Raw genomic sequence first — 24709 nt, forward strand, 5'->3', positions numbered from 1 at the left:
ATGAAGAAGGGAGGGGAACAAGGACATGGCTCATGTGGACAACTCGAAAGAGAAGGAAAAGGTCGTATACGTTGGCGACTCGCGCGTCCGTAAGGGAAAGGGTTTCGTTGCGCCACCGGACTATACGGCATATCCTGGCAAATCCGAAGCGTTTATTCCTAACTTTTTGCTGAAAGAATGGATGGTAGGGGTCGTGGTACTGGTAGGGTTTCTGGTGCTGACTATTTCAGAGCCAGCTCCGCTGGGCTATCCTGCTAATCCTGCGGCTTCGGTCATTCCGATGCCAGACTGGTATTTCTTGTTTCTATATCAATATTTGAAGTATCCATATGCTTCTGGAGATTTTGTTGTATTGGGTACGATGGGGATTCCCGGGATTGCTTTCGGAGGGCTGATGCTCGCCCCGTTTCTTGATCGAGGGAAGGAGCGGCGCTTCTACAAACGCCCGATTGCTTCATCCTTGATGCTTCTGTCACTCGCAGCCGTTGTGTATCTGACGAACTTTGCCTGGACCCACTACCAGCATGAGCTCGAGGCGAGAGGGCAATTGCCAGAGCACATACAGCGTGAGGAAGAGGCGCGGGAGAAGCGTGAGAAGGGGTTGCCAACCTCGAATGCAATAAGGCCAGAGGAAGAATTGGCCATTGTAGATGCGGATGATCCGGCGATGGAGGTATACAAGAAGGCCACTTGCGTATCCTGCCATGCCGTTGACTTGAAGGGAGCAGGAGCTCCATCCTTGCGTGGAGTTGGCGATAAGCATGATAAGGAAGCTATCCTGACGATTATCAAAGAAGGCTACAATGGCAAGATGCCGGCCGTGTATGATGCTGCAATCAGCGCAGGGTTAACAGACCAGGACATCGACCAATTGGCGGAATGGCTTGCGAAACAAAAATCAGAACAGTAAAATAGGAAATATGTGAGAACCTGATCGTAGTTTGCGGTCAGGTTTTTTTAAGCTTGGGCAGTATACTCTGTAAGCTGACCCTAGGCCATTCCTATAGAAAAAGAGGGAAGAACGTTGTTGAAGCCATTTACTTTTTGGAGTACCTCCTTTTTGTCCTCGCGCTTGGTGTTATGGACCTTGTTTCTGTGTAATTTGCTGGGCACGATCTATGGCTACATCTGGTATGATGCGCAGTTGCTAGATACCTGGAATCATTATCCCCACTGGCTGATTATTTTTGTGCCAGATAGTCCAACGGCGAGCCTGTTCTTTACCTTAACCTTGCTGTTCCTGCTCTTTCCGGGGAAGCTGGGCAAGTTTGTTCGTATCCGTACCTTACTGGAAGGTCTGGCGGTAGTAACGAGCGTGAAGTATGGAGTATGGGCGGTGGCCATGATTTTTGCCGGTGCCTTTCAGGGCGGGTCACTGGTGTGGCAGGATGGAATGCTGGTGGCCTCTCATCTGGCTATGGCGGTGGAGGCCTTGCTGTTCGTCAGATTGTACAAATTCGGAGTATTTATGCTGGCTTGCGCTGGTATCTGGACCTTCCTTAACGATTGGGTAGATTACACCTTCGGAGTGTACCCGTGGTTGCCCAGAACGCTGTGGGATGATGTACCTGCCGTAGCTGTCTTCACGGTTGTATTAACGGCTGCCAGCGTGGTAGCCGGCTTCATAGCTTTGAGAGCGTCCAAAAGGGTCTAACCTTCGGGTTCTAACGTGGGACAGCCTGCCATACCATGATGGTAAGGGAGGGATGTCCGTGAAATTCAAAAGAAGGGTGGGACTCACCGCCGCACTCATTCTGCTGGCTTCGCTGCTGACATGGAGCCTATCGGCGTTAGCCCAGGAGCCTGATCGCGGGGAGAAGCTGAAGCAACTGGAAGCGGCAGCGGAGCAACTTTACACGCATATGCAGCAAGGCAGTGTCAGCGAGGCTGCGGCTGATATGGGGGTGCTGACCGCTACGCTGGAGGGCTTGTCCTTTCAAGGGTTGACCTCGGTGGAAGGCATCCACGCACTGGCGGAAGCAATTATGGACACGAAGGCGACATTGGCCAAGGCTGAGGTGGTACCCGAGGAATGGGCGGAATCCTCCGCTCGCCTGCGCCTCGCCGTCAATAGTCTATTACACACGGAGCATGCGTTGTGGCAGCAATACTATACGGTAATGGCCCATGATTTGCAGCAAATGAGCAAAGCCCGCGCGGGAGGCAAGCCAGCCGCGCTTCGTACGGCACTTCAGGCGCTACAACGTCATTATGAGATTATCCGTCCAGCAGCCATCATCCGTCGCTCACCGTCGGATATCAATCAATTTACTTCGTGGTTATCCTATGTGGGACGCTTGAGTCAAGAGCGGACTTGGGACGAGGCTGCACTGCGTGAGGCATTGGTACAAGGCGAAGGCGCGCTCAAGGGGTTGTTCGGCCGCCGGGGAGACGAGCCGGTGTTTTTGCCGATTACAGGACCGGACAGCCCGTGGTACTGGAGTGGAATGATTGGTTTGTGGATCGTGCTTGCTTTAGGCTATGCAGGAATTCGCAAGTTCATGGGTAATCAGAGCATCACGCCGGTAAGGCGTACGAAGGAAGAAGGCTTCAGATATCGCCTGTAGACAGTGCTATTCTTCTCTAAACCCTTCCCCATGCACATCATTGACATCACTGATAATGACAAAGGCCCTGGGGTCGATGGATTTGACAATGCTTTGCAGCCTCCGTAACTCCTGACGTGATACTACACAATAAGCCATATACTTGGCCTGCTTGGAGTACGCGCCGATGGCGGGGATGAGCGTAACTCCCCGGTCCATCTCTTTGGTGATCATATCGGCAATGGCAGGGGCCTCATCGCTAATAATGGTAAATGCTTTAGCTGAATAGGCCCCTTCCTGGATAAAGTCGATAACTCTGGAAGCAATAAACACAGCTACGAGGGTGTACAAAATATTTTCCTTCCTAATATAGAACAACGATAGTCCGATGATGATAATGTCGAGCGTCAGGATAACCTGACCCATGCTAAAGCCATATTTACGACCAAATATTCTGGCAATGATATCCGAGCCCCCGGTTGTGCCCCCAAAGCGAAAAACAATCCCCAAACCGGCCCCTAGTGTGACCCCTGCATATAATGAAACGAGGATGTAATCAGTCTCCGTGGCGAAGGGGACGATCCAGCCTTGCACAATCAGGCGCTCAAAGACCCAGAGAAAGAAGGTCAATGAGCCGATGCCAATCCCCGTCAGAACAATTTGCTTGCCCCCGAGGATCTTCCATCCGAGCAGGAACAAAGGAATATTAAGTAGTAGGTTGGATAGTGAGGGAGAAATCCCGAACGCATAGTTCAGCAGCAGCGTAACGCCGGTCAGACCGCCTTCCATCAGTTGGTTGGGTAATATGAAGTAGAGAAGTCCAAAGGCGTAGATGGCCGTCCCCAGCAAAATAGGTGGCAGTGTTTTTAGAAAAACAGTTACTCGATTTGCATTCATCCATTCTCACACCCATCTCAAGTTAAAAATAGGCCTTCTCCAGCCAGCGTGAACTGCCCCGGGGAACCACCTTTCCTAGTATACCTTTTTTGTGCATGGATTAAAAAATGATTTGTTTTCGCCTCTTACTTACGATAACATAGGGAAAAACGGGACACACGACGGAGGGATCTCGGCTTGGAATCAGACAAAGACAAATCTCTCGCGGAAATGCAGCGCGAAGTAGACCGTTACATATCTCAATTCAAAGAAGGGTACTTTAGTCCGCTAACGATGCTGGCCCGAATGACCGAAGAGGTCGGAGAATTGGCCCGCGAGGTTAATCACCATTTTGGCGAGAAACCCAAGAAGGCGGATGAGCCGTATAATTCCATTGAGCTGGAGCTTGGCGATATTATGTTCATTACGATTTGTTTCGCCAACTCTTTGGGAATTGATCTGACAGAGGCCCATAATAAGGTCATGCATAAATTTAACACACGTGATGCGGACCGCTGGACGAAAAAAAACACCGAATAGGTGTATTCTTCATATGCTGTTAGCAGGATCATCCCTACAGTAAGGAGGGATAGCATATGAAGGCGGAGGATTATTTGCATAAGGCCTATCGAAGCATTTACGATAATGATTTCGAGCAGGCGCAGCATTGGTTCGAGCGGGCACTTGCCGTTCAACCGGACCATGCGGATATACATTACCGATATTCAATTACCTGTGCTCGCAGCAGCCGACTGGATAAAGCGCTCCAGCATGCCCGGCTTGCGTCTGCCCTGGACCCTGGGCAGGAGGAATACCGGCTGCATTATGATCGCCTCCAATCCATGGAATTGGCACGGATGGCCAAGCGGCAGCTTGAAGAGGCGGATACCCGCAGGACAGCGGCGGCGGAGCCGGCATCACGGATGCTGAAGCGAGCGGTAGAACTGGACCCGCTATCAGTAGACGCGCAGGTATGGCTTGCCGTCGCTTATGGCGAGCTGGAGCGGTATGCAGAGGCATTGCAGGCGGTACGCGAAGCGGCTGCGCTTCCACTGGAGCCTGCCGTGGCTGCGCAATTAAAGGAAATGGAGCAACGATTCAAGGCCAAGCTCAGACAATCATCATAGTAGAGAATGTGAGGAGATTACAGATGTCGCAACCTATTAAAGTAGCCGTGGCCGGCGCTGCCGGCCGGATGGGCAGAGAAGTCGTGAAGATGGTGCTCCAGGATTCGGAGCTGCAGCTCGTCGCTGCTGTGAATTTGTCGGACATGGGCCTTGATGCCGGTGTAATGGTGGGTTTACCGGCTTGCGGTATTACGTTGACGGATCATTTGGAGCGGGCTCTGGAAGAGACCAGGCCCCAAGTGCTGGTTGATTTTACAACGCCGCAGTCGGCGTATGAAAATACGGCGCTGGCTATTCGTTATGGCGTATCGCCGATTGTTGGAACGACAGGCTTTACTCCAGAGCAAATCGAAGAATTGGACGAGCAGTGCCGTGCACGCAAGCTCGGGGGATTAATTGCCCCGAACTTCTCGATTGGAGCTATCTTGATGATGCGTTTCGCTGCGCAAGCTGCTAAATACTTCCCTCATCTGGAGATCATCGAGTACCATGGCGATCAGAAGCTGGATGCTCCTTCGGGAACGGCGGTAAAAACGGCTGAGCTGATTGCCCAGAACCGGGAAGAGCTGCGCCAAGGGAACCCCGACGAGGAAGAGACCATCGAAGGTTCGCGCGGTGGCTATTACAATGGCTTTCGGATACATAGTGTCCGCTTGCCTGGTGTGTTTGCACAGCAGGAGGTTATCTTCGGTAACTTCGGCCAAACACTGACGATTCGCCATGATTCTTATGAGCGGGCCGCATATATGCCAGGGGTAAATCTAGCCATTAAGAAAGTGCTGGAATGCCAAGGCATGGTTTACGGATTTGAACACTTTATGGATGAGTAGAGGGGACTAAAGATTATGTTAAACATCGCATTTATTGCCCATGACCGTAAAAAAGAGGATATCGTCAATTTTGCCATTGCTTATGAACATGTCTTTAAGGACAAACGGCTGTTCTCCACCGGCACAACCGGACAGCAAATTATGGAGAATACGTCACTGCAAATTCATCGTTTTCTGTCAGGGCCGCTTGGGGGAGACCAGCAAATCGGCGCTTTGATTGCACAGAATGAGATGGATCTGGTCATTTTCCTGCGTGATCCACTTCTGGCCCAGCCGCATGAACCGGATATTACGGCCTTGCTTCGTTTGTGCGACGTACACGGTATTCCGGTTGCCACTAATATGGCTTCTGCGGAGATTCTAGTTCGCGCACTGGACCGTGGTGACTTCGGATGGCGGGAACTGGTAGAGCTTAATAAGCCGGGGCTGTCGAAATGAGTGACAAGCTGGACATTCTGGTCTTCGGAGCACATGCTGATGATGCCGAGATCGGTATGGCTGGTACGATGGCCAAGCATGTCGCGTCCGGCCTTCGTGTGGGCATCTGCGATTTAACGGAAGCGGAGTTGTCCTCCAATGGTAACCCTGTATTGCGTAAGCAGGAGGCGGCTGCAGCAGCGGAGGTACTCGGGTTGTCTGCACGTGTGAATCTGGGACTGCCGGATCGCGGTCTCACGGGATCGGAGGAGCAACTCTCTGCTGTTGTGGGAGTGATTCGCGACTTCGCGCCAAGCATTGTCTTTGCACCCTATTGGGAGGACCGCCATCCCGATCATATCGACTGCAGCCGTCTGGTAGAGGCTGCGGTATTTAATGCCAAGTTACGCCGCTATATGCCGGACAAGCCTGCAGTGCCTGCTCCACAGCTTTATTTCTATTTCATTAACGATTGGACGGCGCCGGACTTGGTTGTGGATGTTGGTGCATACTATACCCGGAAGGAGCAGGCGCTTCGCTGCTACCGCTCCCAATTCGAACAGAGCGTATCCGGTGAGGACATCGCCGCTACACCCCTGAATCAAGGTTATGTGGAGCGTGTAAAGGCCCGCGACTCGTTGATGGGTCAACGCTTATTGCTTCCGCTTGCTGAAGGTTTTATGAGCAAGACGGCATATCCTGTGCATCTATTCGGTCCAGTAGGCTCATAAAGCCTGAGCCGAGGACTATATCTAATAAAGGAGGCCCCCACCATATGGAACCATTTTTGAAAATCGGCATTACTTGTTATCCATCTTTAGGCGGTTCGGGGGTTGTGGCTACCGAACTGGGCAAATTGTTGGCAGAGAAGGGCCACGAAGTCCATTTTATATCTCATAGCGTTCCTTTCCGGTTGGGAAGTTACCATAAGAATATCTTCTATCATGAAGTACAGGTAAGCGATTATTACGTGTTCCGCTACCCGCCTTACGATTTGTCCCTGGCCACCAAGATGGCCCAGGTGGCCAAGAACGAAGGGCTGGACATTTTGCATGTCCATTATGCAGTACCTCATGCTGTGTGCGCCTTTTTGGCCAAGCAAATGGTCGGCGATTCTTTGAAAGTCGTAACTACGCTGCACGGAACGGATATTACGGTGCTGGCGCAAGACGAGTCGTTAAAGGATTTAATTCGTTTAGCGATAAACGAAAGCGATGCAGTAACTTCTGTATCTTCGGATTTGACCCGGGAAACCCGTGAAGTGCTGGACATCGTTCGGGATATCGATTTGACTTACAATTTTGTGGATGAACGGGTATATTACCCACGCGAAGCCAAGGAATGTCGCAGCGACTTTGCTGATCCTGGCGAGAAAGTCTTAATGCATATCTCAAATTTCCGCCCGGTAAAACGGGTTAACGATGTTGTTGACATATTTTATCGCGTGAATCAAGAGTTGCCGGCAAAAATGCTGTTCGTTGGTGAAGGGCCTGATCTGCCTAAAATCCAGCACAAGATTAAGGAGATGGGGATTGAGGATCGTGTGCATTTCCTGGGCAAGCAGGATGATATCGCCCACGTGATCTCCATGGCAGATGTACTTCTGTTACCTTCCGAGAAGGAAAGCTTTGGGCTAGTGGCTCTTGAAGCGATGGCCTGTGGTGTTCCTACGGTAGGAACGGTGGCCGGGGGGATTCCCGAACTTGTGAAGCATGGAGAGACTGGATTCCTCGCTCCTATCGGAGATACGGAACAAATGGCGCAGTATTGCATTCAAATGTTTAAGAATTCAGAATTGGCCGCGAGATTAAGAGAGGCCTGCCTGGATCGGGCAAGAACGGAATTCAGCAGTGAACTGACAACCGCTACCTATGAAGAAATTTATTATCGCGTGTTGAATCGCAAATTGCCAGCGTTGGACCCGGCTTGCTCCTGAACAAGGCCAAGATCTGGAGGTGTCATACATCGAAATGAATCATTGGAATCAGGTAGACCCCTTGATGCTTCATCAGGGGGAAAACGTGCTGCGTACGTTACTAGCTGCAGGACATCAGGCCTTCTTTGTCGGGGGCTGCGTACGCGATGAGTTGATGGGTCAGCCAGTGCACGATCTGGATATAGCGACTTCGGCGAAGCCGGAAGAGGTCATTGCTCTATTTGAGCGAACTGTTCCTACTGGTATACAGCACGGAACAATTACGGTGTTAATGGATAAGTTTGCGTATGAAGTGACAACCTTTCGCAAGGAATCTGAATATGAGGACCACCGGCATCCGTTGTCGGTGGAATTCGTCGACGCAGTCGCCGAGGATTTGCGTCGGCGTGATTTTACCATGAATGCTATTGCCCGGGAACTGGACGGTACATTAACGGATCCCTTCGGAGGGCAGTCCGATATTGGACGCCGTATCCTCCGCTGTGTAGGTGTGGCTGAGGAACGTTTCGACGAGGATGCCTTGCGTATGATGCGGGCGGTTCGCTTTGCGTCGACTTTTGGATTTCGCCCGGTCAAGAGTCTATGGGCTGCCTTGCTTGCCGGAAGAGACAAGTTGTCTTACATTGCCATGGAACGGGTTCGCGTGGAGCTGGAGAAGATGGTGCTAGGACCTGATCCGCTTCGCGGGTTGGCCCTACTTCAGCGCAGTGGATTGCTACAATATGCCAAGGCGGCGCTATTACCAAAGGAGGAAGCATCGGAGGCGGAGGGCAAGGACGGCGGACGTGCATACGACGAGACTAAGGTCCTGGCCTGGAGATTACTGCACCGTAATCCGCCGCGGCCTGAATGGTTAACAGCATTGCCGTTATTACCGCCTGATCCTGTCTTGCGTTGGTCGTTGCTCCTTCAGAGTCTAGAGGTGCCCGGTGAGGAAGTATCGCGTTTGCTGAAGAATTGGACGTTCCCTAATCAAATCGCGGAGGAAACGGCCGCGATTGTTCGCTTCGATGAAGCTTGGGAAGCTACCAAGCCAGAGTTGTTGGAAGAACAAGCGCTGCGTCGCAAATGGATTCATTTACAAATTGAGTTCGGTCGAGACATAGCTCAAGGGTGGTTGCGTCGGCAGTTCGCCTTGCTACAGGTTTCGGCGTATGGCGATATGACTGAGCAGGAAGAAGCAGAACGGATGTCCGTTGCGCTAAAGTGGCATCAAGAGGTGCCGGTACATACCTTATCCGAGCTTGCTGTTAGCGGCAGAGATGTGCTGGAGATCAGTGGCCGTTCCGGTGGGCCGTGGCTGGGGGAGTTAATGAAGCGGTTGCTGCTGCACGTGGCACTTGGCGAGTTGCCTAATGAACGGCAGGCGATCCTGGAATATGTGGAATCGGTGGTGGAAGAAGATGGGGACAAGCGAGCTGATTAACATGCTGCTGGAGCATCCGGGGCAATATATATCTGGCGAGGAGATGAGCCGCCGACTATCCATTAGTCGGACGGCGGTATGGAAGCAAATCGCCAAGCTGCGGGAGCAAGGCTATGAATTCGAGTCCGCTCCACGCCGAGGATATCGTTTGATCAGTCAGCCGGATCGGTTAAGTCAGACTGCCTTGCTGCATGCTCTGGCAGGGAATCAAAGTCTGGGTAGCCGCATCAAGCTTCTGACTTCAGTCACTTCCACGCAGGAAGAAGTTCGGCGTCTGGCGGAAGAAGGGGCTCCGCATGGTACATTGGTTGTGGCCGAAGAGCAAACAGCCGGGCGCGGCCGACAAGGTAGGCGCTGGTATTCCCCACCAGGCAAAGGGATCTGGATGAGCTTGCTGTTACGTCCGGACCGCCAGCCCGTATCCATTGCCCCGCAATTGACGTTGCTTACTGCTGTGGCTGTTTGCCGGGCTGTTCGCAAATTCGGGGTGGATGCGGGAATTAAATGGCCTAACGATATTTTGGTCGATGGACGCAAATTGTGCGGTATCCTTGTAGAATCCATTGCCGAGGATGAATTGATTCGGTACGCTATTGCTGGCATTGGCATCGACGTAAGTCTGCAACTGGAGGATATTCCGCAGGAGCTCCATCCTGTGGTCACATCTCTGCAAATTTCCAGTGGCCGCCGAGTTGAGCGAACAGCATTAATTGGGGCGGTCTTGACGGAGATGGAGCAGCTATATCAGCTTTATACGGAGAAAGGCTTTGTGCCGATTGCCCATTTGTGGGAGGCTTTGTCCGTCACGCTGGGACGACGAATTACTATACGTACTCCGGACGGAGAGATTTCCGGTCAGGCTACCGCGCTGGCGGAGAACGGAGCGCTGCTTCTGCTGGAGGATAGCGGAAATACACGTACGATTTTCTCAGGAGAAGTACAACTTGGAGGATGAAAAAAATAACGTAATTTGTTATAATGTGCTCAGGAGGTGGCATCGGTAAATGATCCGAGCTGCACTCTGGGCGTTCGTTGGTGGTTATAGTTTTCAGGATGCGTTGGATTCTGCTCTGAGCCGAAGAGGACCGAGACAGAAGGGACGGGCAAAGTGACTCTTCTTTGGATTTCGGACCTTTTTAGTGCCAAACTAAAAGGTTTTTTTGTTGTGCGCAGTTTTCAACTTCAAGCGGACAACGGTATTTAACCGAAGGAGATGACGGAAATGGCAGGGAAACAACCTGTAAATATTGTGAAGATGAAGAAAATGAAGCAGGAAGGTACTCCGCTGGCGATGATTACCGCTTACGATTATCCTTCGGCCCAATTGGCCGAGGAAGCGGGAGCGGATATTTTGCTCGTAGGGGACTCGCTCGGCAACGTAGTGCTGGGTTACGATTCAACCATTCCGGTCACGTTGGAGGACATGGTGTATCATACTCGCTCGGTGGCTCGCGGGGCACAGCAGACTTTTATCGTGGCGGACCTCCCATTTATGACATATCACGGAAGTATTGATGAGACGCTGCGGAACGTACGCCGCTTGATGCAAGAGGGGCATGCCCATGGCGTCAAAATTGAGGGCGGAACGGAGATCGAGGCGACCGTGCGGGCCATCGTTCAAGCCGGGGTGCCCGTCATAGGGCATATCGGATTAACACCGCAGTCGGTGAACCAAATTGGTGGTTACCGTGTCCAGGGCAAGGATGCAGCCGATGCCCGCCGCTTGATGGAAGACGCCAAGGCGCTGGAGCGGGCCGGAGCGTTTGGCGTGGTGCTGGAATTGGTCACAGAGGAAGTAGCTACGGCGATCTCCCGTGAGTTGTCGATTCCCACCATCGGCATCGGAGCGGGCCGGGGCTGCGATGGACAGGTGCTGGTATTCCATGATGTGTTGAAATACAGTGCGAATTATCGAGACAAGCGCTTTGTAAAGACGTATGCCGATATTGGAGCTGACATTCGCCGCGGGATTTCGGAATACGTGGCAGATGTGAAGAGCCGTGCCTTCCCTGCCGAAGAACATGCCTTCCGGGCAGATCAGGGCGTTACGGATACGTTGGACACTTTGTACGGCAAGGGAAAGGTGGAAGTACGGTCATGATGACCTTAACGACAATAAATACGCTTCGGACAAAGCTGGAAGCTGCGCGGTTTGCAGCAGCCCGGGAAGGACGGAGTCTCAAGGTGGCGTTGGTACCCACCATGGGTTACTTGCATGAAGGGCACGCCAGTCTGTTAAGGAAGGCTCGGGCAGAGAATGATCTGGTTGTGCTCAGCATTTTCGTAAATCCGATTCAATTTGGACCCGGCGAAGACTTTGAGCGGTATCCTCGCAATCCGGAGCAAGACCTGGCTCTAGCTGAGAAAGAAGGCGTGGACCTGGTGTTCCTGCCCGAAGTCGAAGAGATGTACCCTGCACCAACACGGACTCAAATCAAGGTATCTGGTCTGACGGAACTCCTATGCGGAGCATCGCGCCCAGGGCATTTTGACGGAGTTACAACGGTTGTGGGCAAGCTGCTGCACATCGTGGGGCCTGACCGGGCTTATTTCGGGCAGAAGGACGCCCAACAGGTTGCCGTTATTACTCAGATGGTACAGGACCTGAATTGGAATGTAGAGATTGTGCCTTGCCCTATTGTAAGGGAGCAGGATGGGTTGGCTTTGAGCTCACGCAACGTCTACTTGAGTACAGAGGAACGGCAGGCGGCTTTGGTACTGTCACGCAACCTCTTGGAGGTGCAGGCAGGCAGTCAAGCGGAGGAGGTCTTAACGGCTTCCACTTTGCGGGAACAATTGCGCAAGAACATTAGCTTAGAGCCTTTGGCTGTAATTGACTATGTAGAGGTTGTAAGCTTTCCGGGACTTGAGCCGCTGGGACCGGAGGAACGTGTAGACGACCAAGGACAAGACGGAGATATTCTGGTGGCTGTCGCTGTCAAATTTGGAAGTACGCGATTGATCGACAATGTAATTTTGACGAAGAAGGTGAACGTCTGATGTATAGAACGATGATGAAATCCAAAATTCACCGTGCGACGGTGACGGAAGCCAATCTGAATTATGTTGGCAGCATCACGATTGATGAGGATTTGATGGAGGTCTCTGATCTGTTGGAGAATGAGCAAGTACAGATCGTTAACAATAATAACGGCGCACGTCTGGAGACTTATGTTATTCCTGGACCACGCGGAAGTGGAGTAATATGTCTGAACGGTGCTGCGGCTCGTCTGGTGCAGCCAGGGGACAATGTCATTATTATCTCTTATGCTCAGATGTCTCCGGAAGAAGTTCGGAGTCATAAACCAACGATTGTTTTCGTCGATGAGAATAACCGCCCTGTTGAGAAAGCTCGGCAAGAGCTTCACGCGATGATTCGTTAATGCAATTCCTGCCTGCGGGAATGAAAAGTCCGTTCGAAACAAAAAATGAACGTATGGCGCGGACTGATTTCATTTTCGTGAAGGGTGGGATGGCGAATGATGTTTCAGCATGTATTTGCGGAAATGAATGAAATGTTGGAGGATATTTCCCGTAAGTTTCATTTGGCTGGGGATGCCCAGAAGCAAGAGCTTGCACAACAGTGGAATTTGCTCAAGCATATGAGTGATGGAATTATTGAGGAATGGCTTTGCTTTGAAGAGAAGATGGGGGATGTACGCCAAAAGCTGGGAAATCCTGAATTTAAGGATATGCCGGAGCTTCCCGAGTTGGACGCGCCATGTTTTATTAAGGGACAGGGGTATTATAAGTTGTTGATGTTCCCCCAGGCACTTGAAGAGTTTGAGCAGGTCATCAGGCAGTACCCAGACAGTGTACTGGCTCGCACCTGCCTGGGGATGTGTCATTTACACATGGAACAGAGCGAACATGCAGCCAAGCATTTCTGGTTCGTGCTGGAGCGGGCGGGGAGTAAGCGGCTTCGTTCGATCATCTACAACGCCTTGGGCTGTATTGAAGCACAGAAGGGGATCTTCGCCAAGGCGAAGGAGTATTTTACCCTGGCGCACCACAGTGACCCTTCCCTGGCCGAACCCCTGGCCAATCTGGAAGCTTGTCTTCACAGTAAGGGGAAGCTTTCTTATGGCAATGAATTGACATCCCTCTTGTAATGGATGCTGAAAAACCTGGCTCTCAAACCGGAATTGAACTCGAACTTATAGGTACTTCATATCTACGTTTGATCAAGCGATGCTATCCGTGTGAAGCGGGGCGTCGCTTGTTTTTCTGTTGTGATTTAAATTACAAATTCCTTCTTGTATTAATTTTCAAATGAGCAATCTTCTGTTATGCTGTAGAGAGACTGGAACGAAAGGGACTTATAATCGCAATGAAATATGCCGTGCTTGATTTTGAAACGACGGGTAACCAGTCCTCTGATGAAATTATTCAAGTAGGACTTGCCATTATAGAGCCAGATAAGAGCATTTCACAGGTATATCAATCCCTCGTCAAGCCGAGTGTTCCGATCCCTCCCTTCATTACCGGACTTACGGGAATTACAGAGGAGGAAGTGAAGGACGCTCCGGACTTGGATGAAGTTATGATGGAGATGGTGCCGCTTCTCAATGATGTTGTGCTTGTTGGACATAATGTAGCGTTCGATTTTAATTTTTTGCAGAACGCTTTGGACCAAACGGGATATCTGCCCTTCACGGGTCGAATACTGGATACGATGGATTTCTTAAAGATCCTGTTTCCGTCCTTGACCTCCTATCAGCTCGGCATGGTTTCGGCCGAATTTGAAGTGCAGCATGACCGTCCACATCGGGCGGACAGCGATGCCCTGGCCACCGCGCTCATCTTCCTGAAATGTCTGGAAGAGTGCGAACAGCTTCCTTTGCTCACCTTGCAGCGCCTGAATGATCTATTTGCCAGCGAGGACAGCGACCTTGGCTGGTTTTTTGACGCGATGGTGCAGGAGAAGGAACGCGAGACGTTAACTGGCGACGACGGATTCACGTATTACCGGCAGTTCGCGCTGCAAGCGGAGGACTGGATGGAGATTCAGCCAGCCCGGGACTCTATAGAGGGTAACCCGCTTGAGAACATCAGCTTCGAGCAATTTATGGAGCAGGTACGTGAACGCTTGCGGGAACGACTTCCGCAATATGAGGAGCGCGAGGCGCAGAACTTGATGCTGCAAGAGGTCATGCAGGCCTTTGCCGAGGAGAAGCACCTCATGGTAGAGGCTGGTACAGGCACGGGCAAATCGCTGGGTTATTTGTTGCCTGCCATTTACCACAGTGTTCAACAAGACGAGAAGGTTATGGTCAGCACCCATACCATTAATTTGCAGGAGCAGCTTCGGGAGAGAGATATCCCACTCCTGACAGAGGTCGTGCCGTTCCCGTTTCGGGCAGCGGTATTTAAAGGAAGGCAGCATTATTTGTGCTTGCGCAAATTTGAACATAAAATAAGCAGGAAAGATTTCGCCACTCCCAAAGAAGATGTCATGATCGCCGCCCAAATGATTGTGTGGCTGACGCAAACCGGGAACGGTGATGATGAAGAACTGAACTTGGGAAATCGCGGAGGTGATTTCTGGGAGACGGTGGCCAGTGAATCGGATTCTTGCCTGGGCCGGTCGTGTCCTTGGTTCCGTAAGTGCTTCTACCACCGCGCCAAGCATGAGGCCGGAGTGGCCGATGTAGTCATTACGAATCACTCCAAATTGTTTACTGACATCCAGGCAGGACATCAATTGTTACCGGGCTATGAGCATTTGGTCATTGATGAAGCGCATCATTTGGAGGATGTAGCAGGCAAACATTTGGGTATCCATATGAAATATTTCACAGTGGTTCATACTTTGACCCGTTTATTCAAGGACAGCAAGACTGGTCAGTTGGCTAATTTGCGGGCTGCATTACAAGCCTCGCCAGGCGAGAAGTCAGGCGAATGGTCAGCGGTCATCGATGGCATCTACCCGAACCTGATTGAGGTGAAGGAGAACTGGGACAAGTTAAGCGAGCAATTGTTCTCACTGATGCCGGATCGCAGTGACGCGGCTCCTGGTGACCCGGGGCAATTTGTGTACCGTCTCTTGCCGGGGAAGGAACCCAAGGAATGGGATACCTTGACCGCTCTGGAGAATCAAATATATGTTGCGCTGGGGGATGTTCTCCGCAAGGGTGAACGCATGCTCAGCGAAATTCGTGAGGACCAGGATGATTATGGGTCTGAGAGCTTGCTGACTGACATCAGCGGCTTGTTCAAGGATCTGGCGACCGAACGCGAAGCACTGCGGTTCTTCATGAAGCTGGAGAGCGAGGATACGGTGTACTGGATGGAGGCGAGCGGTAACTATCGTAGCCGGTCATTGCAAATGTACGCGGTACCTATTGATGTCAGTGCCCAACTGAAGGAATATTTCTTCGACAAGAAGAAGAGCGTGGTGATGACCTCAGCTACTTTGTCGGTTGATAAATCATTTCAGTACATGGTGGAACAACTGGGCTTAACAGAGGCGGCAAGCGAGAACAAGCTAGTAACAACGATGCTCCCATCGCCGTTTAATTACCGGGATCAGGCACTGCTGGTTATCCCGCGTGATTTCCCCAGTGTCAAGGGCGGGGTAGGTGACGATCATTTCGTCAATACGCTGGTACAATCCCTTGCCGACTCCGCGGTGGCAACCCGGGGGAGAATGATGGTGTTATTCACATCATATCGGATGCTGCGACAAGTATATGAGCCGCTGAAGACTTTGCTGGCTCAGAAGGGGATCACAGTGATTGGGCAGGGGATGGATAGCGGTAGTCGAACCAAATTAACGCGTCGCTTCCAAGGGCAAGATGCTTCCGTTCTGCTTGGCACAAGCAGCTTCTGGGAAGGTGTTGATATCCCCGGTGAGGCCCTGACGAGTCTGGCGATTGTCCGTTTGCCATTTCAACCACCGAACCATCCGCTGGTGGAGGCGAAGAGTGAGCGGCTACAACGTGAGAAAAAGAATCCATTTATGAAGTTATCTGTGCCGCAGGCGGTCATCCGCTTCAAGCAGGGGTTCGGGCGACTGGTTCGCTCATCGCAGGACCGCGGCATTGTGATTGTTTATGATACACGCATCTTGGAATCCTACTATGGAAAGTATTTCTTATATTCTTTGCCCGGCCCGAAGATGGAGCATATGCCGCTTGGTCAAATGGTCTCGCGTATCTCGGAATGGCTGCAGGTTGATGAAGCTAATAATGAAGCTGATCAAGCTGGTGAAATGAAGTAAAGTTGATAAGGGGGAATGGTTATGAAATCAGATAAAATCTCTGATGCGGTGGTCCGTCGACTGCCCGTCTATCTGCGCTTCTTGAATGAATTGAGCCGGAGGGAAGTTCCTACGGTATCGTCCCAGGAGCTAGGACAGAAGCTGGATTTGAATCCAGCACAAATTCGCAAGGACTTGGCGTATTTCGGAGACTTTGGACGTAAGGGCATCGGCTACGATGTTGCTTACCTTATTGAGAAAATTCAACAGATATTGAATCTTGACCAACAAATCAATGTAGCTCTTGTGGGTGCTGGTAATCTTGGTCATGCGTTATCCAATTACAACGCTTATCTGAAGGATAACATGAAGATTGTCGCTGTGTTTGATGCTTCTCCAGACAAAATCGGGACGCAGATCAATAATATTACGATCCGGCCGATTGAAGAGTTGGTGGATACGGTCAGAAAGGAAAAAATCCGTATCGGAATCATTACCGTACCGGATTTTGAAGCTCAACGAGTTGCAGACCAATTGGTCGCTGCAGGCATCGGAGCGATCTTAAATTTTGCCCCTACCATATTGAAGGTTCCACCGGAAGTACGGATTCATGCGGCTGACTTTACAACGGACTTATTGAGTCTGGCCTATTATCTGGAAAATGGAAAGGAACATGCTGAAGTATGAGTCGAAAATGGTTAATAAAGAACGGGACGTTCGCGGTATTGGATCAGGAGCGTCCGGTTATTCAAGGTTATATGCTGGTTGAGGGGGATACGATTACTTACATCGGGGAAGAACGCCCCGAAGGTGTGGAGGGTGCAGAGAGCTTTGACGGTAAAGGCCTACTGTTTCTTCCCGGATTGATTAATACCCATGGCCATGCCGCTATGTCGCTGCTAAGAGGTTACGGTGACGACATGGTGCTGCAAACCTGGCTTGAAGAGAAGATGTGGCCGATGGAAGCCAAGTTTACAGCAGAGGACGTACGGGCTGGGACGGCATTGTCGGTGCTGGAAATGCTCAAGGGGGGGACTACAACCTTCCTCGACATGTATGATCATATGGATGAGGTAGCCAAGGTCGCCCAGGAATCTGGCATTCGGGCTGTTCTTATGCGGGGAGCCATTGGTTTATGCCCACCCGAGGTACAAGATCAGAAGCTGAATGAAGCTATCGCCTTTGCTCGTAACTGGCAGGGGCAGGCGGATGGACGGATTACGACCATGTTATCGCCGCATGCTCCCTATACCTGTCCGCCGGAGTTCATTCAGAAATTCGTACAGGCCGCCCATGACCTGGATTTGCCGATGCATACGCATATGTCGGAGACCCGGGCTGAGGTCGAACAAAATGTTAAAGATTACGGAGTCCGTCCGGTTCAACATCTGTTGAATCTGGGCATGTTCTCACGGCCTACGCTATTAGCCCATGCTGTGCATTTAACAGATGAGGAACTGGACATTTTGGCGGCTCATCAAGTGACTGTATCGCATAATCCGGGCAGTAACTTGAAGCTTGCTAGCGGAGTAGCCCGTGTACCGGAAATGCTGAAGAAGGGCATTGTGGTATCCCTCGGCACAGATGGTCCCGCCAGTAACAATAATCTGGATATGCTGGAGGAAGTTCGTCTGGCGGCCTTGATTCATAAAGGGGTATCTGGTGATCCGACGGCTGTCCCGGCACTTGAAGCGCTGAAGATGGGGACAGAATATGGAGCGCGTTCGGTATTCTTGCCCGAGACGGGCAAGCTTGCTGCCGGAATGAAGGCAGATTTCATTGCGCTGAACACGGAACAGGCTCATTTCGTTCCGAAAACGGACTATGTATCCCATGCGGTCTATTCCGCAGGTTCAGGGGATGTAGAGCACGTATGGGTGAACGGGAAGCAGATTGTGAAGAACAGAGCTTGCCTGACGCTTGATGAAGAGCGTATCCGCTATGAGGCTCAAGAGGCATTTGACGGGTTATTGACACGTTAATCGTTCCGTCCAACTGATATAGATACAGGTGTACACTGTGAGTATACATGGTGAAAGATAAAAGGGGCTTACAGTTGCCTGCTTAGAGAAAGGAAGAGAAGGTTGAGGAAGCGAACCCAATGGATCCTGCTCTCCATCATTATTCTGTTGATAATGCTCATCGGTCTCTACCGGTTCTACATATATATTTACGAGGATACTTGGGAAGCCGAAAGGGCGGCGGTTCAGCAAGCCAAACAGGAGACAGAACTGGTCCGCAGTGATGAGGTATGGAAGTCGGTCTGGGATAAGGTTTGCTTTGTAATTCAAGGACAGGATGAGGCTGGGCGAGAGATTATGGTCTGGCTACCAGAAGACGAAAAACCGGAAGTCCGCTTGTTGTCTGAGGGCAAATCCGAGGACCAAATTAGAGGGATCATCAAGGAGACGTTGCCGGATATCGAGGTGGTCCGTCTGTTGCCCGGAATTTATAACGACCAGTTGGTCTGGCAATTGTTCTACAAGCAGCAAGCCCATCATTATTATCGATTTTTCAGCTTCAGTACCGGCGAGCCTTTGTCGGAGGTATTTACGTTGCCTAATCGTTGACATGGCAAAACAGTTTCGAAGTTCAGGATGCAGACCTGATCTTTCGAAACTGTTTTTTGTTTTCCATTCTTTTTTTTCGAATTTTGATATACGGTATGATATACTATTGTTTGTAATAATGATATACAAAAGGATATACAGATAAAGGAGGCAAACGCGTGAAACTGCGTGTTGGACGAATTGCTACCAGTATCGTCATTTCCGGAGTTGTACTGTTCGGCGGTTGGTTCCTTTACCAAGAATGGGCAATAGAACGCCCGCTTGAGAACTTGTTAAAGGATGTTGAAGGTGTAAGTCAGGTGCAACTGGATATACAGCCCAAGGAGCTTGGTGTCAAGCTGGATTTGGTACCAGGTACCGATTTGGGTGCTGTGATTCGGCATTTGGAGCAGGATGGGAAGAAGCAAATCGGCAATCGTGAATTGAAGATAGATGTGGCGGACAATGCTTCTCCGGAGCTGAACGAGCTATGGGAGAATGCCATGTTTGCTGTCGCTCAGGCGATGGAGAACAAGCAATATACGGAGATTACGGCAGCTCTGGAGCAAATGGAACAAGATCATAAAGAACTCAAGGCCACGGCGGAGATGGACAATGAGTATGTCTATATCACATTAACAGACGGGCAAAGCAGTAAGTTTATTATTTTGCCGCGTACGCCACAGCGGATGGGGGTATGGCCTAATGCGTAGATGGATGGTGGAAGTTGCTGTTGGTTTTGTCCCTGTACTGCTTATATTTCTAGGGATAACCGGCGTTGTGAACATGATTCCCCTCCTGTTATCGCTGGTGATGCTCGGCGCATTGTTGATGGCGATTAAAATGCGCGGAGGTGGACTGGCGATCGGAGCTGGTCAGGAACGAAAACGTAAGAAGCGCGCTCCGGCCAAATTGACGTTTGATCAAATTGGAGGTCAAGAGAGCGCCAAGCAAGAGCTGAGGGAAGCACTGGATTTTATGGTGCGACATGAGGAAATCAGCAAATTTGGCATTCGCCCCATTAAGGGGATTTTGCTTACCGGACCTCCGGGAACGGGGAAGACGTTGCTGGCCAAAGCGGCTGCTTACTATACCAATGCTGTATTCGTAGCGGCCTCAGGTAGTGAGTTCGTGGAAATGTATGTTGGCGTGGGGGCCAGCCGGATTCGTGAGCTGTTCAAGGAGGCCCGAACTCGTGCAGCTAAGGAAAACAAAGAGAACGCTGTTATTTTTATCGATGAAATTGAAGTCATTGGTGGCAAGCGGGAAGGCGGTCAGCAACGCGAGTATGATCAGACCTTGAACCAGTTGCTGACCGAGATGGACGGGATTTATTCTTCGGATACTCCGCGTATTTTACTCGTTGCCGCGACTAACCGTAAGGAGATGCTGGATAGTGCCTTGCTGCGTCCGGGTCGCTTCGATCGGCATATTCAAGTGGATTTGCCGGACAAGAAGGGGCGCCGCAGCATTCTGGAACTGCACGCGGCCAACAAGCCGATGCAGGACAACGTCGATTTGGACAAGGTGGCCGAAGAATCGTTTGGCTTCTCCGGGGCTCAGCTTGAGAGTGTCATGAACGAGGCGGCAATTTATGCGATGCGTGATAAGCTGGAGCAAATTGCTCCAGAGCATTTGTCGATGGCGATCGACAAGGTACTCATGGGCGAGAAAACCGATCGTCAGGCAGCGGAAGAAGAGAAACGCCGGGTTGCGGTTCATGAACTGGGACATGCGATTGCTGCCGAGGTTGTGGCGCCGGGCAGTGTCAGCCAGGTTGCGCTTAGTCCGCGTGGTAGGGCGCTGGGGTATGTTCGGCACAATCCGCAGGACGAGAAGTACCTGTATACCAAGCCTTATTTGGAAGGCCAAATTATGATTGCCCTGGCAGGAGCAGCCGCAGAGGAGATCTATTACGGTGGACGCAGCACGGGCTCCAGCAATGATTTTGAGCAGGCATTGAATATCGTCCAGACGATGATGACTTCGGGCCTGACTTCACTAGGAATTGTGAACATGGAGATGGTGACAACCGAAGTTCTTATGAACGAAAATTCACGGATTTTGGACGAGCTTGCGGGCAGAACCAAGGAAATGCTGCAGAAGCATGCGGCCGTATTCGACAAATCCTTGCATATTTTGCTGCAGGAAGAGCGCCTTTCGGGGGAACAGTTCCGTTGCCAATTTAGTGACAGTATGGATTTACCGGCATAATTCGCTATGCCGGTTATTCTTTTTACTTTTTCTTCGTGCTAAGATATTATTATATGTTGGGTATAGGAAGATGTATTATTCGACATCTAGGGAACCATATTATGTACAGAAGATGAAAGGATGGAGCGAGAGGACCATGAATTACAAAAAAATAGGTGTCATCGGTGGTGGCACAATGGGGCAAGGCATCAGTGAGATGCTCGCGGCCAAAGGCCTGGACGTATTGCTCGTGGAAGAAACGACCGAAAAGCTGAACCATGCCTATAGCATGATTGAGACAAGCCTCGACAAGCAATTGGAGAAATGGGCAATTACGAAGGCTGAGAAAAAATTGATCTTATCCCGAATCCATAAAGTAACTCATTTTGCCGAACTAGGTACCTGCGATATGGTTATCGAGAGTATTTCGGAAGATTTGGATGCCAAAAAAGAGGTATTCAAGCAGTTGGATCAGGTATGTCCTAGCAATATTATTCTTGCCAGCAACACTTCGACTTTGAGTCTGACCGAAATTGCCGGAGGAACGATTTATCCGGAGCGCGTTATTGGCATGCATTTTATTTATCCTGTGGCCAAAATTAACTTGGTCGAAATCATTCGCGGTCTGAAAACCTCTGAAACGACCTTCGAAGAAACGAAACGTTTCGTAGAAGAAGTAGTGGAGAAACGCGGTGTGATGGTCTATGAATCGCCGGGCTTTGTAACGTCCCGGATTATTTGCGTTATGATCAACGAAGCTTTGCATGTGCTCGGAGAAGGCGTGGCTTCAGCGGAAGAGATTGACGAAGCTATGCGTGTTGGATATCAATTCCAATATGGCCCGCTGGAAATGGCGGACCGCTTTGGTCTGGATTCAGTGCTTGCTGCGCTGGAGCGTATGTTCCGCGAATTTGGCGAATTGAAGTATCGTCCTTCCTTTGTACTGAAGAAGATGGTTCGTGCCGGTCACCTGGGTGTAAAAACGGGTGAAGGATTCTTCAAATACGACAAGGATGGTGATCGACTGTGAAGGTATTAGTAATTAATGCGGGAAGTTCTTCCCTTAAATATCAATTGTACAACATGACAGACGAATCAGTATTGGCCAAAGGCCTTGTAGAGCGGATCGGCATGGATTCTTCGATCCTCAACCATAAGCCAACCGGTAAGGAAGAAGTGACAGAAGTCAGTGAAATTTTGGAGCACACAACGGCTATTCGCAAAGTGCTTGATAAGCTGACGGACCCAGAGCATGGCGTGATTGAATCCATCGGTGAGATCGAAGCCGTCGGACATCGTGTTGTGCATGGCGGCGAATACTTCAAAGGCTCAGCCTTAGTTACACCTGAGGTGAAAGCAGAAATCCGCCGTCTGTTCGACTTGGCTCCGCTACATAATCCGCCAGCCATCATGGGGATTAACGCGGCAGAGATTAATATGCCGGGCGTACCACAGGTAGTGGCGTTTGATACTGCCTTCCACCAAACGATGGAAGAGAAGGTTTATCTGTACCCTATTCCGAGAGTGCTTTACAAGAAGCATCACGTTCGCCGTTACGGTGCGCATGGTACTTCTCATCAATATGTCAGCCGTATAACAGCAGAATATCTGGACCGTTCGATCGAAGACTTGAAGATTATCACTTGCCATATCGGTAATGGTGCCAGCTTGACAGCCGTTAAGGGCGGTGTTTCTGTGGATACCTCAATGGGTCTTACTCCATTGGAAGGTCTGATGATGGGAACGCGCAGCGGCGATTTGGACCCAACGGTCGTTACCTTCGTAATGAACAAGGAAGACTTGTCGATCAGCGAAGTCAATTCCATGCTGAACAAGCATAGTGGACTTCTGGCGATTTCCGGCAGCAGCAGTGATATGCGTGACATCACGGATGGCTGGGAAGAAGGCAAGCCGAACGAAACGCTTGCTTTTGAAATGTATGAATATCGCTTGCGCAAATATATCGGTGCTTACGCAGCAGCCATGAACGGCGTTGACGCTATTGTCTTCACTGCGGGTGTTGGCGAGAACTCGGTCATTGTGCGGGAGAAAGTGCTTGAGAACCTCACTTACCTGGGGATTGAGATTGATAAAGAGTTGAACAAAGTACGTTCCGGCGATCCGCGCCGCATTTCTACCCCGAACTCCAAGGTAGAGGTTCTGGTTATCCCGACAAATGAAGAGCTGATGATTGCCCGTGATACCCTGAACATCGTGCAGGAATCGAATTAGTAGCGGCGAATTATAAGCATAAGAGTTGTAAAATATTTTATAGTGATGTTAGAGGAGAGATAAAGGCATGGCGGTCAAAACTGTGATTCGTCAAGTGAATGAGCACGTTGGAGAGACGGTAGTTATCGGTAGCTGGCTTAACAACAAACGCTCTAGCGGCAAAATTCAATTTTTGCAGCTTCGCGACGGAACGGGCTATATTCAGGCAGTTGTGGTGAAAAGCGAAGTATCGGAGGATACCTGGAACAATGCCAAGAGCTTGACTCAGGAGTCTTCGATGTACGTAACGGGTGTTATCCGCGAGGAGCCCCGGAGCCAATCGGGCTATGAAATGACGGTAACGGAGATTGAAATCCTTCATTTGACCGAGAACTATCCGATTACGCCAAAAGAACACGGTGTTGATTTCCTGATGGATCACCGCCACTTGTGGTTGCGTTCTGCCAAGCAACGGGCGGTAATGGTGATTCGGGCCGAAATTATCCGCGCGGTACAGCAATTTTTCGATCAAAACGGGTTCACCTTGGTTGACCCGCCAATCCTTACGCCAACCTCGGCGGAAGGGACTACAAATCTGTTCCACACGAAATACTTTGAGGAAGATGCTTATCTGACGCAAAGCGGCCAGTTGTACATGGAAGCAGCGGCAATGGCGCTTGGCAAGGTGTATTCGTTTGGGCCAACCTTCCGGGCAGAGAAGTCCAAGACGCGTCGCCATCTGATTGAATTCTGGATGATTGAACCGGAGATGGCCTTCACTGATCATGAGGAGAGCCTTCAGGTACAGGAGAATTTCATTACCTTTGTTGTGCAGTCTGTGTTGAAAAATTGCCGGGCTGAGCTTGAGGCGGTAGGACGCGATGTATCTAAATTGGAGAATATCCAAACGCCGTTCCCGCGGATTACTTATGATGAAGCAATCGACTACTTGCATACTCAAGGCTTTGATATTCCTTGGGGTGAGGATTTCGGAGCACCTCATGAGACGGCAATTGCTGAGCGTTATGACAAGCCGGTATTCATCACGCATTATCCTGCGGGAATTAAGGCGTTCTACATGAAGCCGGACCCTAATCGTCCGGAGGTTGTATTATGTGCCGACATGATTGCGCCGGAAGGATACGGCGAAATTATTGGCGGCTCGCAGCGGATTGATGATCCCGAACTGATGGAAGCTCGCTTCAAGGAGCACCAATTGTCCCCGGAAACCTACCAATGGTATCTTGACCTTCGCAAATACGGTTCCGTACCGCACTCAGGCTTTGGTCTGGGGCTGGAGCGGACAGTAGCCTGGTTATGCGGGCTGGATCATGTTCGTGAGACAATTCCGTTCCCACGGATGCTGTATCGCCTGTATCCTTGATTTGGATAACAGG

General features: G+C 50.6%; 25 protein-coding genes. 24 read left to right on the forward strand and 1 reads right to left on the reverse strand.

Annotation, left to right across the window (positions count from 1 at the left end; all coding sequences use genetic code 11):
- The first annotated feature begins 25 nt into the window (after positions 1-25).
- The 3 genes from BN3279_RS17730 to BN3279_RS17740 all read left to right on the forward strand — a co-directional run bounded on the left by BN3279_RS17730 (position 26) and on the right by BN3279_RS17740 (position 2567).
- Positions 26-910, forward strand: coding sequence for a menaquinol-cytochrome c reductase cytochrome b/c subunit (locus BN3279_RS17730; protein WP_059052553.1), 885 nt, complete (start codon positions 26-28; stop codon positions 908-910).
- 114 nt (positions 911-1024) lie between these two features.
- Entirely contained in the window at positions 1025-1654 is a 630-nt protein-coding gene (locus BN3279_RS17735) for a DUF1405 domain-containing protein (RefSeq protein WP_082673115.1), read from the forward strand.
- 52 nt (positions 1655-1706) lie between these two features.
- Positions 1707-2567 (forward strand): sporulation protein YpjB, encoded by an 861-nt coding sequence (locus BN3279_RS17740; protein WP_232436879.1) that lies wholly within the window; start codon positions 1707-1709, stop codon positions 2565-2567.
- Positions 2568-2573: 6 nt separating this feature from the next.
- Here BN3279_RS17740 and BN3279_RS17745 read toward each other — a convergent pair whose 3' ends face one another.
- Positions 2574-3443, reverse strand: a complete 870-nt coding sequence (locus BN3279_RS17745) for a YitT family protein (protein WP_059052557.1) — start codon at positions 3441-3443, stop codon at positions 2574-2576.
- Positions 3444-3653: 210 nt separating this feature from the next.
- Here BN3279_RS17745 and BN3279_RS17750 point away from each other — a divergent pair, with 210 nt between their 5' ends.
- From BN3279_RS17750 to asnS, 21 genes are all read left to right on the forward strand, one after another.
- Positions 3654-3962 carry a nucleotide pyrophosphohydrolase gene (locus tag BN3279_RS17750; RefSeq protein WP_059054520.1) on the forward strand — a complete coding sequence of 103 codons (309 nt, stop codon included), beginning with the start codon at positions 3654-3656 and terminating at the stop codon, positions 3960-3962.
- 56 nt (positions 3963-4018) lie between these two features.
- Entirely contained in the window at positions 4019-4549 is a 531-nt protein-coding gene (locus BN3279_RS17755) for a tetratricopeptide repeat protein (protein ID WP_059052559.1), read from the forward strand.
- Positions 4550-4572: 23 nt separating this feature from the next.
- Positions 4573-5379, forward strand: coding sequence for a 4-hydroxy-tetrahydrodipicolinate reductase (dapB, locus tag BN3279_RS17760; RefSeq protein WP_059052560.1), 807 nt, complete (start codon positions 4573-4575; stop codon positions 5377-5379).
- Between the two features lie 15 nt (positions 5380-5394).
- A complete protein-coding gene (gene mgsA, locus BN3279_RS17765) occupies positions 5395-5817 on the forward strand; it encodes a methylglyoxal synthase (RefSeq protein WP_059052562.1) in 423 nt (140 codons plus the stop codon).
- Positions 5814-6527 carry a bacillithiol biosynthesis deacetylase BshB1 gene (bshB1, locus tag BN3279_RS17770; protein WP_059052564.1) on the forward strand — a complete coding sequence of 238 codons (714 nt, stop codon included), beginning with the start codon at positions 5814-5816 and terminating at the stop codon, positions 6525-6527. The genes mgsA and bshB1 overlap by 4 nt, the downstream gene beginning before the upstream one ends.
- Before the next feature lie 44 nt (positions 6528-6571).
- Complete coding sequence (gene bshA / locus BN3279_RS17775; RefSeq protein WP_059052566.1) at positions 6572-7732, forward strand: N-acetyl-alpha-D-glucosaminyl L-malate synthase BshA; 1161 nt, start codon at positions 6572-6574, stop codon at positions 7730-7732.
- Positions 7733-7766: 34 nt separating this feature from the next.
- Entirely contained in the window at positions 7767-9158 is a 1392-nt protein-coding gene (locus tag BN3279_RS17780) for a CCA tRNA nucleotidyltransferase (protein ID WP_059052568.1), read from the forward strand.
- Positions 9136-10113: a biotin--[acetyl-CoA-carboxylase] ligase gene (locus BN3279_RS17785; RefSeq protein ID WP_059052571.1), complete on the forward strand. Its 978-nt coding sequence runs from the start codon at positions 9136-9138 to the stop codon at positions 10111-10113. The genes BN3279_RS17780 and BN3279_RS17785 overlap by 23 nt, the downstream gene beginning before the upstream one ends.
- 267 nt (positions 10114-10380) lie before the next feature.
- Positions 10381-11259, forward strand: coding sequence for a 3-methyl-2-oxobutanoate hydroxymethyltransferase (gene panB, locus BN3279_RS17790; protein WP_059052573.1), 879 nt, complete (start codon positions 10381-10383; stop codon positions 11257-11259).
- Complete coding sequence (gene panC / locus BN3279_RS17795; RefSeq protein WP_059052575.1) at positions 11256-12158, forward strand: pantoate--beta-alanine ligase; 903 nt, start codon at positions 11256-11258, stop codon at positions 12156-12158. Before panB ends, panC begins: the two co-directional genes overlap by 4 nt.
- Entirely contained in the window at positions 12158-12541 is a 384-nt protein-coding gene (gene panD / locus BN3279_RS17800; protein WP_059052577.1) for an aspartate 1-decarboxylase, read from the forward strand. The genes panC and panD overlap by 1 nt, the downstream gene beginning before the upstream one ends.
- A gap of 96 nt (positions 12542-12637) precedes the next feature.
- The gene (locus BN3279_RS17805) at positions 12638-13270 is read left to right on the forward strand and encodes a tetratricopeptide repeat protein (RefSeq protein WP_082673116.1); all 633 of its coding nucleotides are present in this window, start codon (positions 12638-12640) and stop codon (positions 13268-13270) included.
- A 218-nt stretch (positions 13271-13488) separates the two neighbouring features.
- Positions 13489-16380, forward strand: a complete 2892-nt coding sequence (gene dinG, locus BN3279_RS17810; protein WP_059052581.1) for an ATP-dependent DNA helicase DinG — start codon at positions 13489-13491, stop codon at positions 16378-16380.
- A 21-nt stretch (positions 16381-16401) separates the two neighbouring features.
- Positions 16402-17046 (forward strand): redox-sensing transcriptional repressor Rex, encoded by a 645-nt coding sequence (locus BN3279_RS17815; RefSeq protein ID WP_059052583.1) that lies wholly within the window; start codon positions 16402-16404, stop codon positions 17044-17046.
- The gene (locus tag BN3279_RS17820) at positions 17043-18341 is read left to right on the forward strand and encodes an amidohydrolase (RefSeq protein ID WP_059052585.1); all 1299 of its coding nucleotides are present in this window, start codon (positions 17043-17045) and stop codon (positions 18339-18341) included. The genes BN3279_RS17815 and BN3279_RS17820 overlap by 4 nt, the downstream gene beginning before the upstream one ends.
- A gap of 102 nt (positions 18342-18443) precedes the next feature.
- A complete protein-coding gene (locus BN3279_RS17825) occupies positions 18444-18929 on the forward strand; it encodes a cell wall elongation regulator TseB-like domain-containing protein (protein WP_059052587.1) in 486 nt (161 codons plus the stop codon).
- Between the two features lie 158 nt (positions 18930-19087).
- A complete protein-coding gene (locus tag BN3279_RS17830) occupies positions 19088-19621 on the forward strand; it encodes a hypothetical protein (protein ID WP_059052589.1) in 534 nt (177 codons plus the stop codon).
- Entirely contained in the window at positions 19614-21122 is a 1509-nt protein-coding gene (locus tag BN3279_RS17835; RefSeq protein WP_059052591.1) for an AAA family ATPase, read from the forward strand. Before BN3279_RS17830 ends, BN3279_RS17835 begins: the two co-directional genes overlap by 8 nt.
- A gap of 136 nt (positions 21123-21258) precedes the next feature.
- Positions 21259-22131 carry a 3-hydroxyacyl-CoA dehydrogenase family protein gene (locus BN3279_RS17840; protein WP_059052593.1) on the forward strand — a complete coding sequence of 291 codons (873 nt, stop codon included), beginning with the start codon at positions 21259-21261 and terminating at the stop codon, positions 22129-22131.
- Positions 22128-23333 carry an acetate/propionate family kinase gene (locus BN3279_RS17845; RefSeq protein WP_059052594.1) on the forward strand — a complete coding sequence of 402 codons (1206 nt, stop codon included), beginning with the start codon at positions 22128-22130 and terminating at the stop codon, positions 23331-23333. Before BN3279_RS17840 ends, BN3279_RS17845 begins: the two co-directional genes overlap by 4 nt.
- 67 nt (positions 23334-23400) lie before the next feature.
- Complete coding sequence (gene asnS, locus BN3279_RS17850; RefSeq protein ID WP_059052596.1) at positions 23401-24696, forward strand: asparagine--tRNA ligase; 1296 nt, start codon at positions 23401-23403, stop codon at positions 24694-24696.
- The last annotated feature ends 13 nt before the right edge of the window (positions 24697-24709 follow it).

The sequence above is a fragment of the Paenibacillus senegalimassiliensis genome, from assembly GCF_001486585.1.
In the GTDB taxonomy this organism is placed as follows: Bacteria; Bacillota; Bacilli; order Paenibacillales; family Paenibacillaceae; genus Fontibacillus; species Fontibacillus senegalimassiliensis.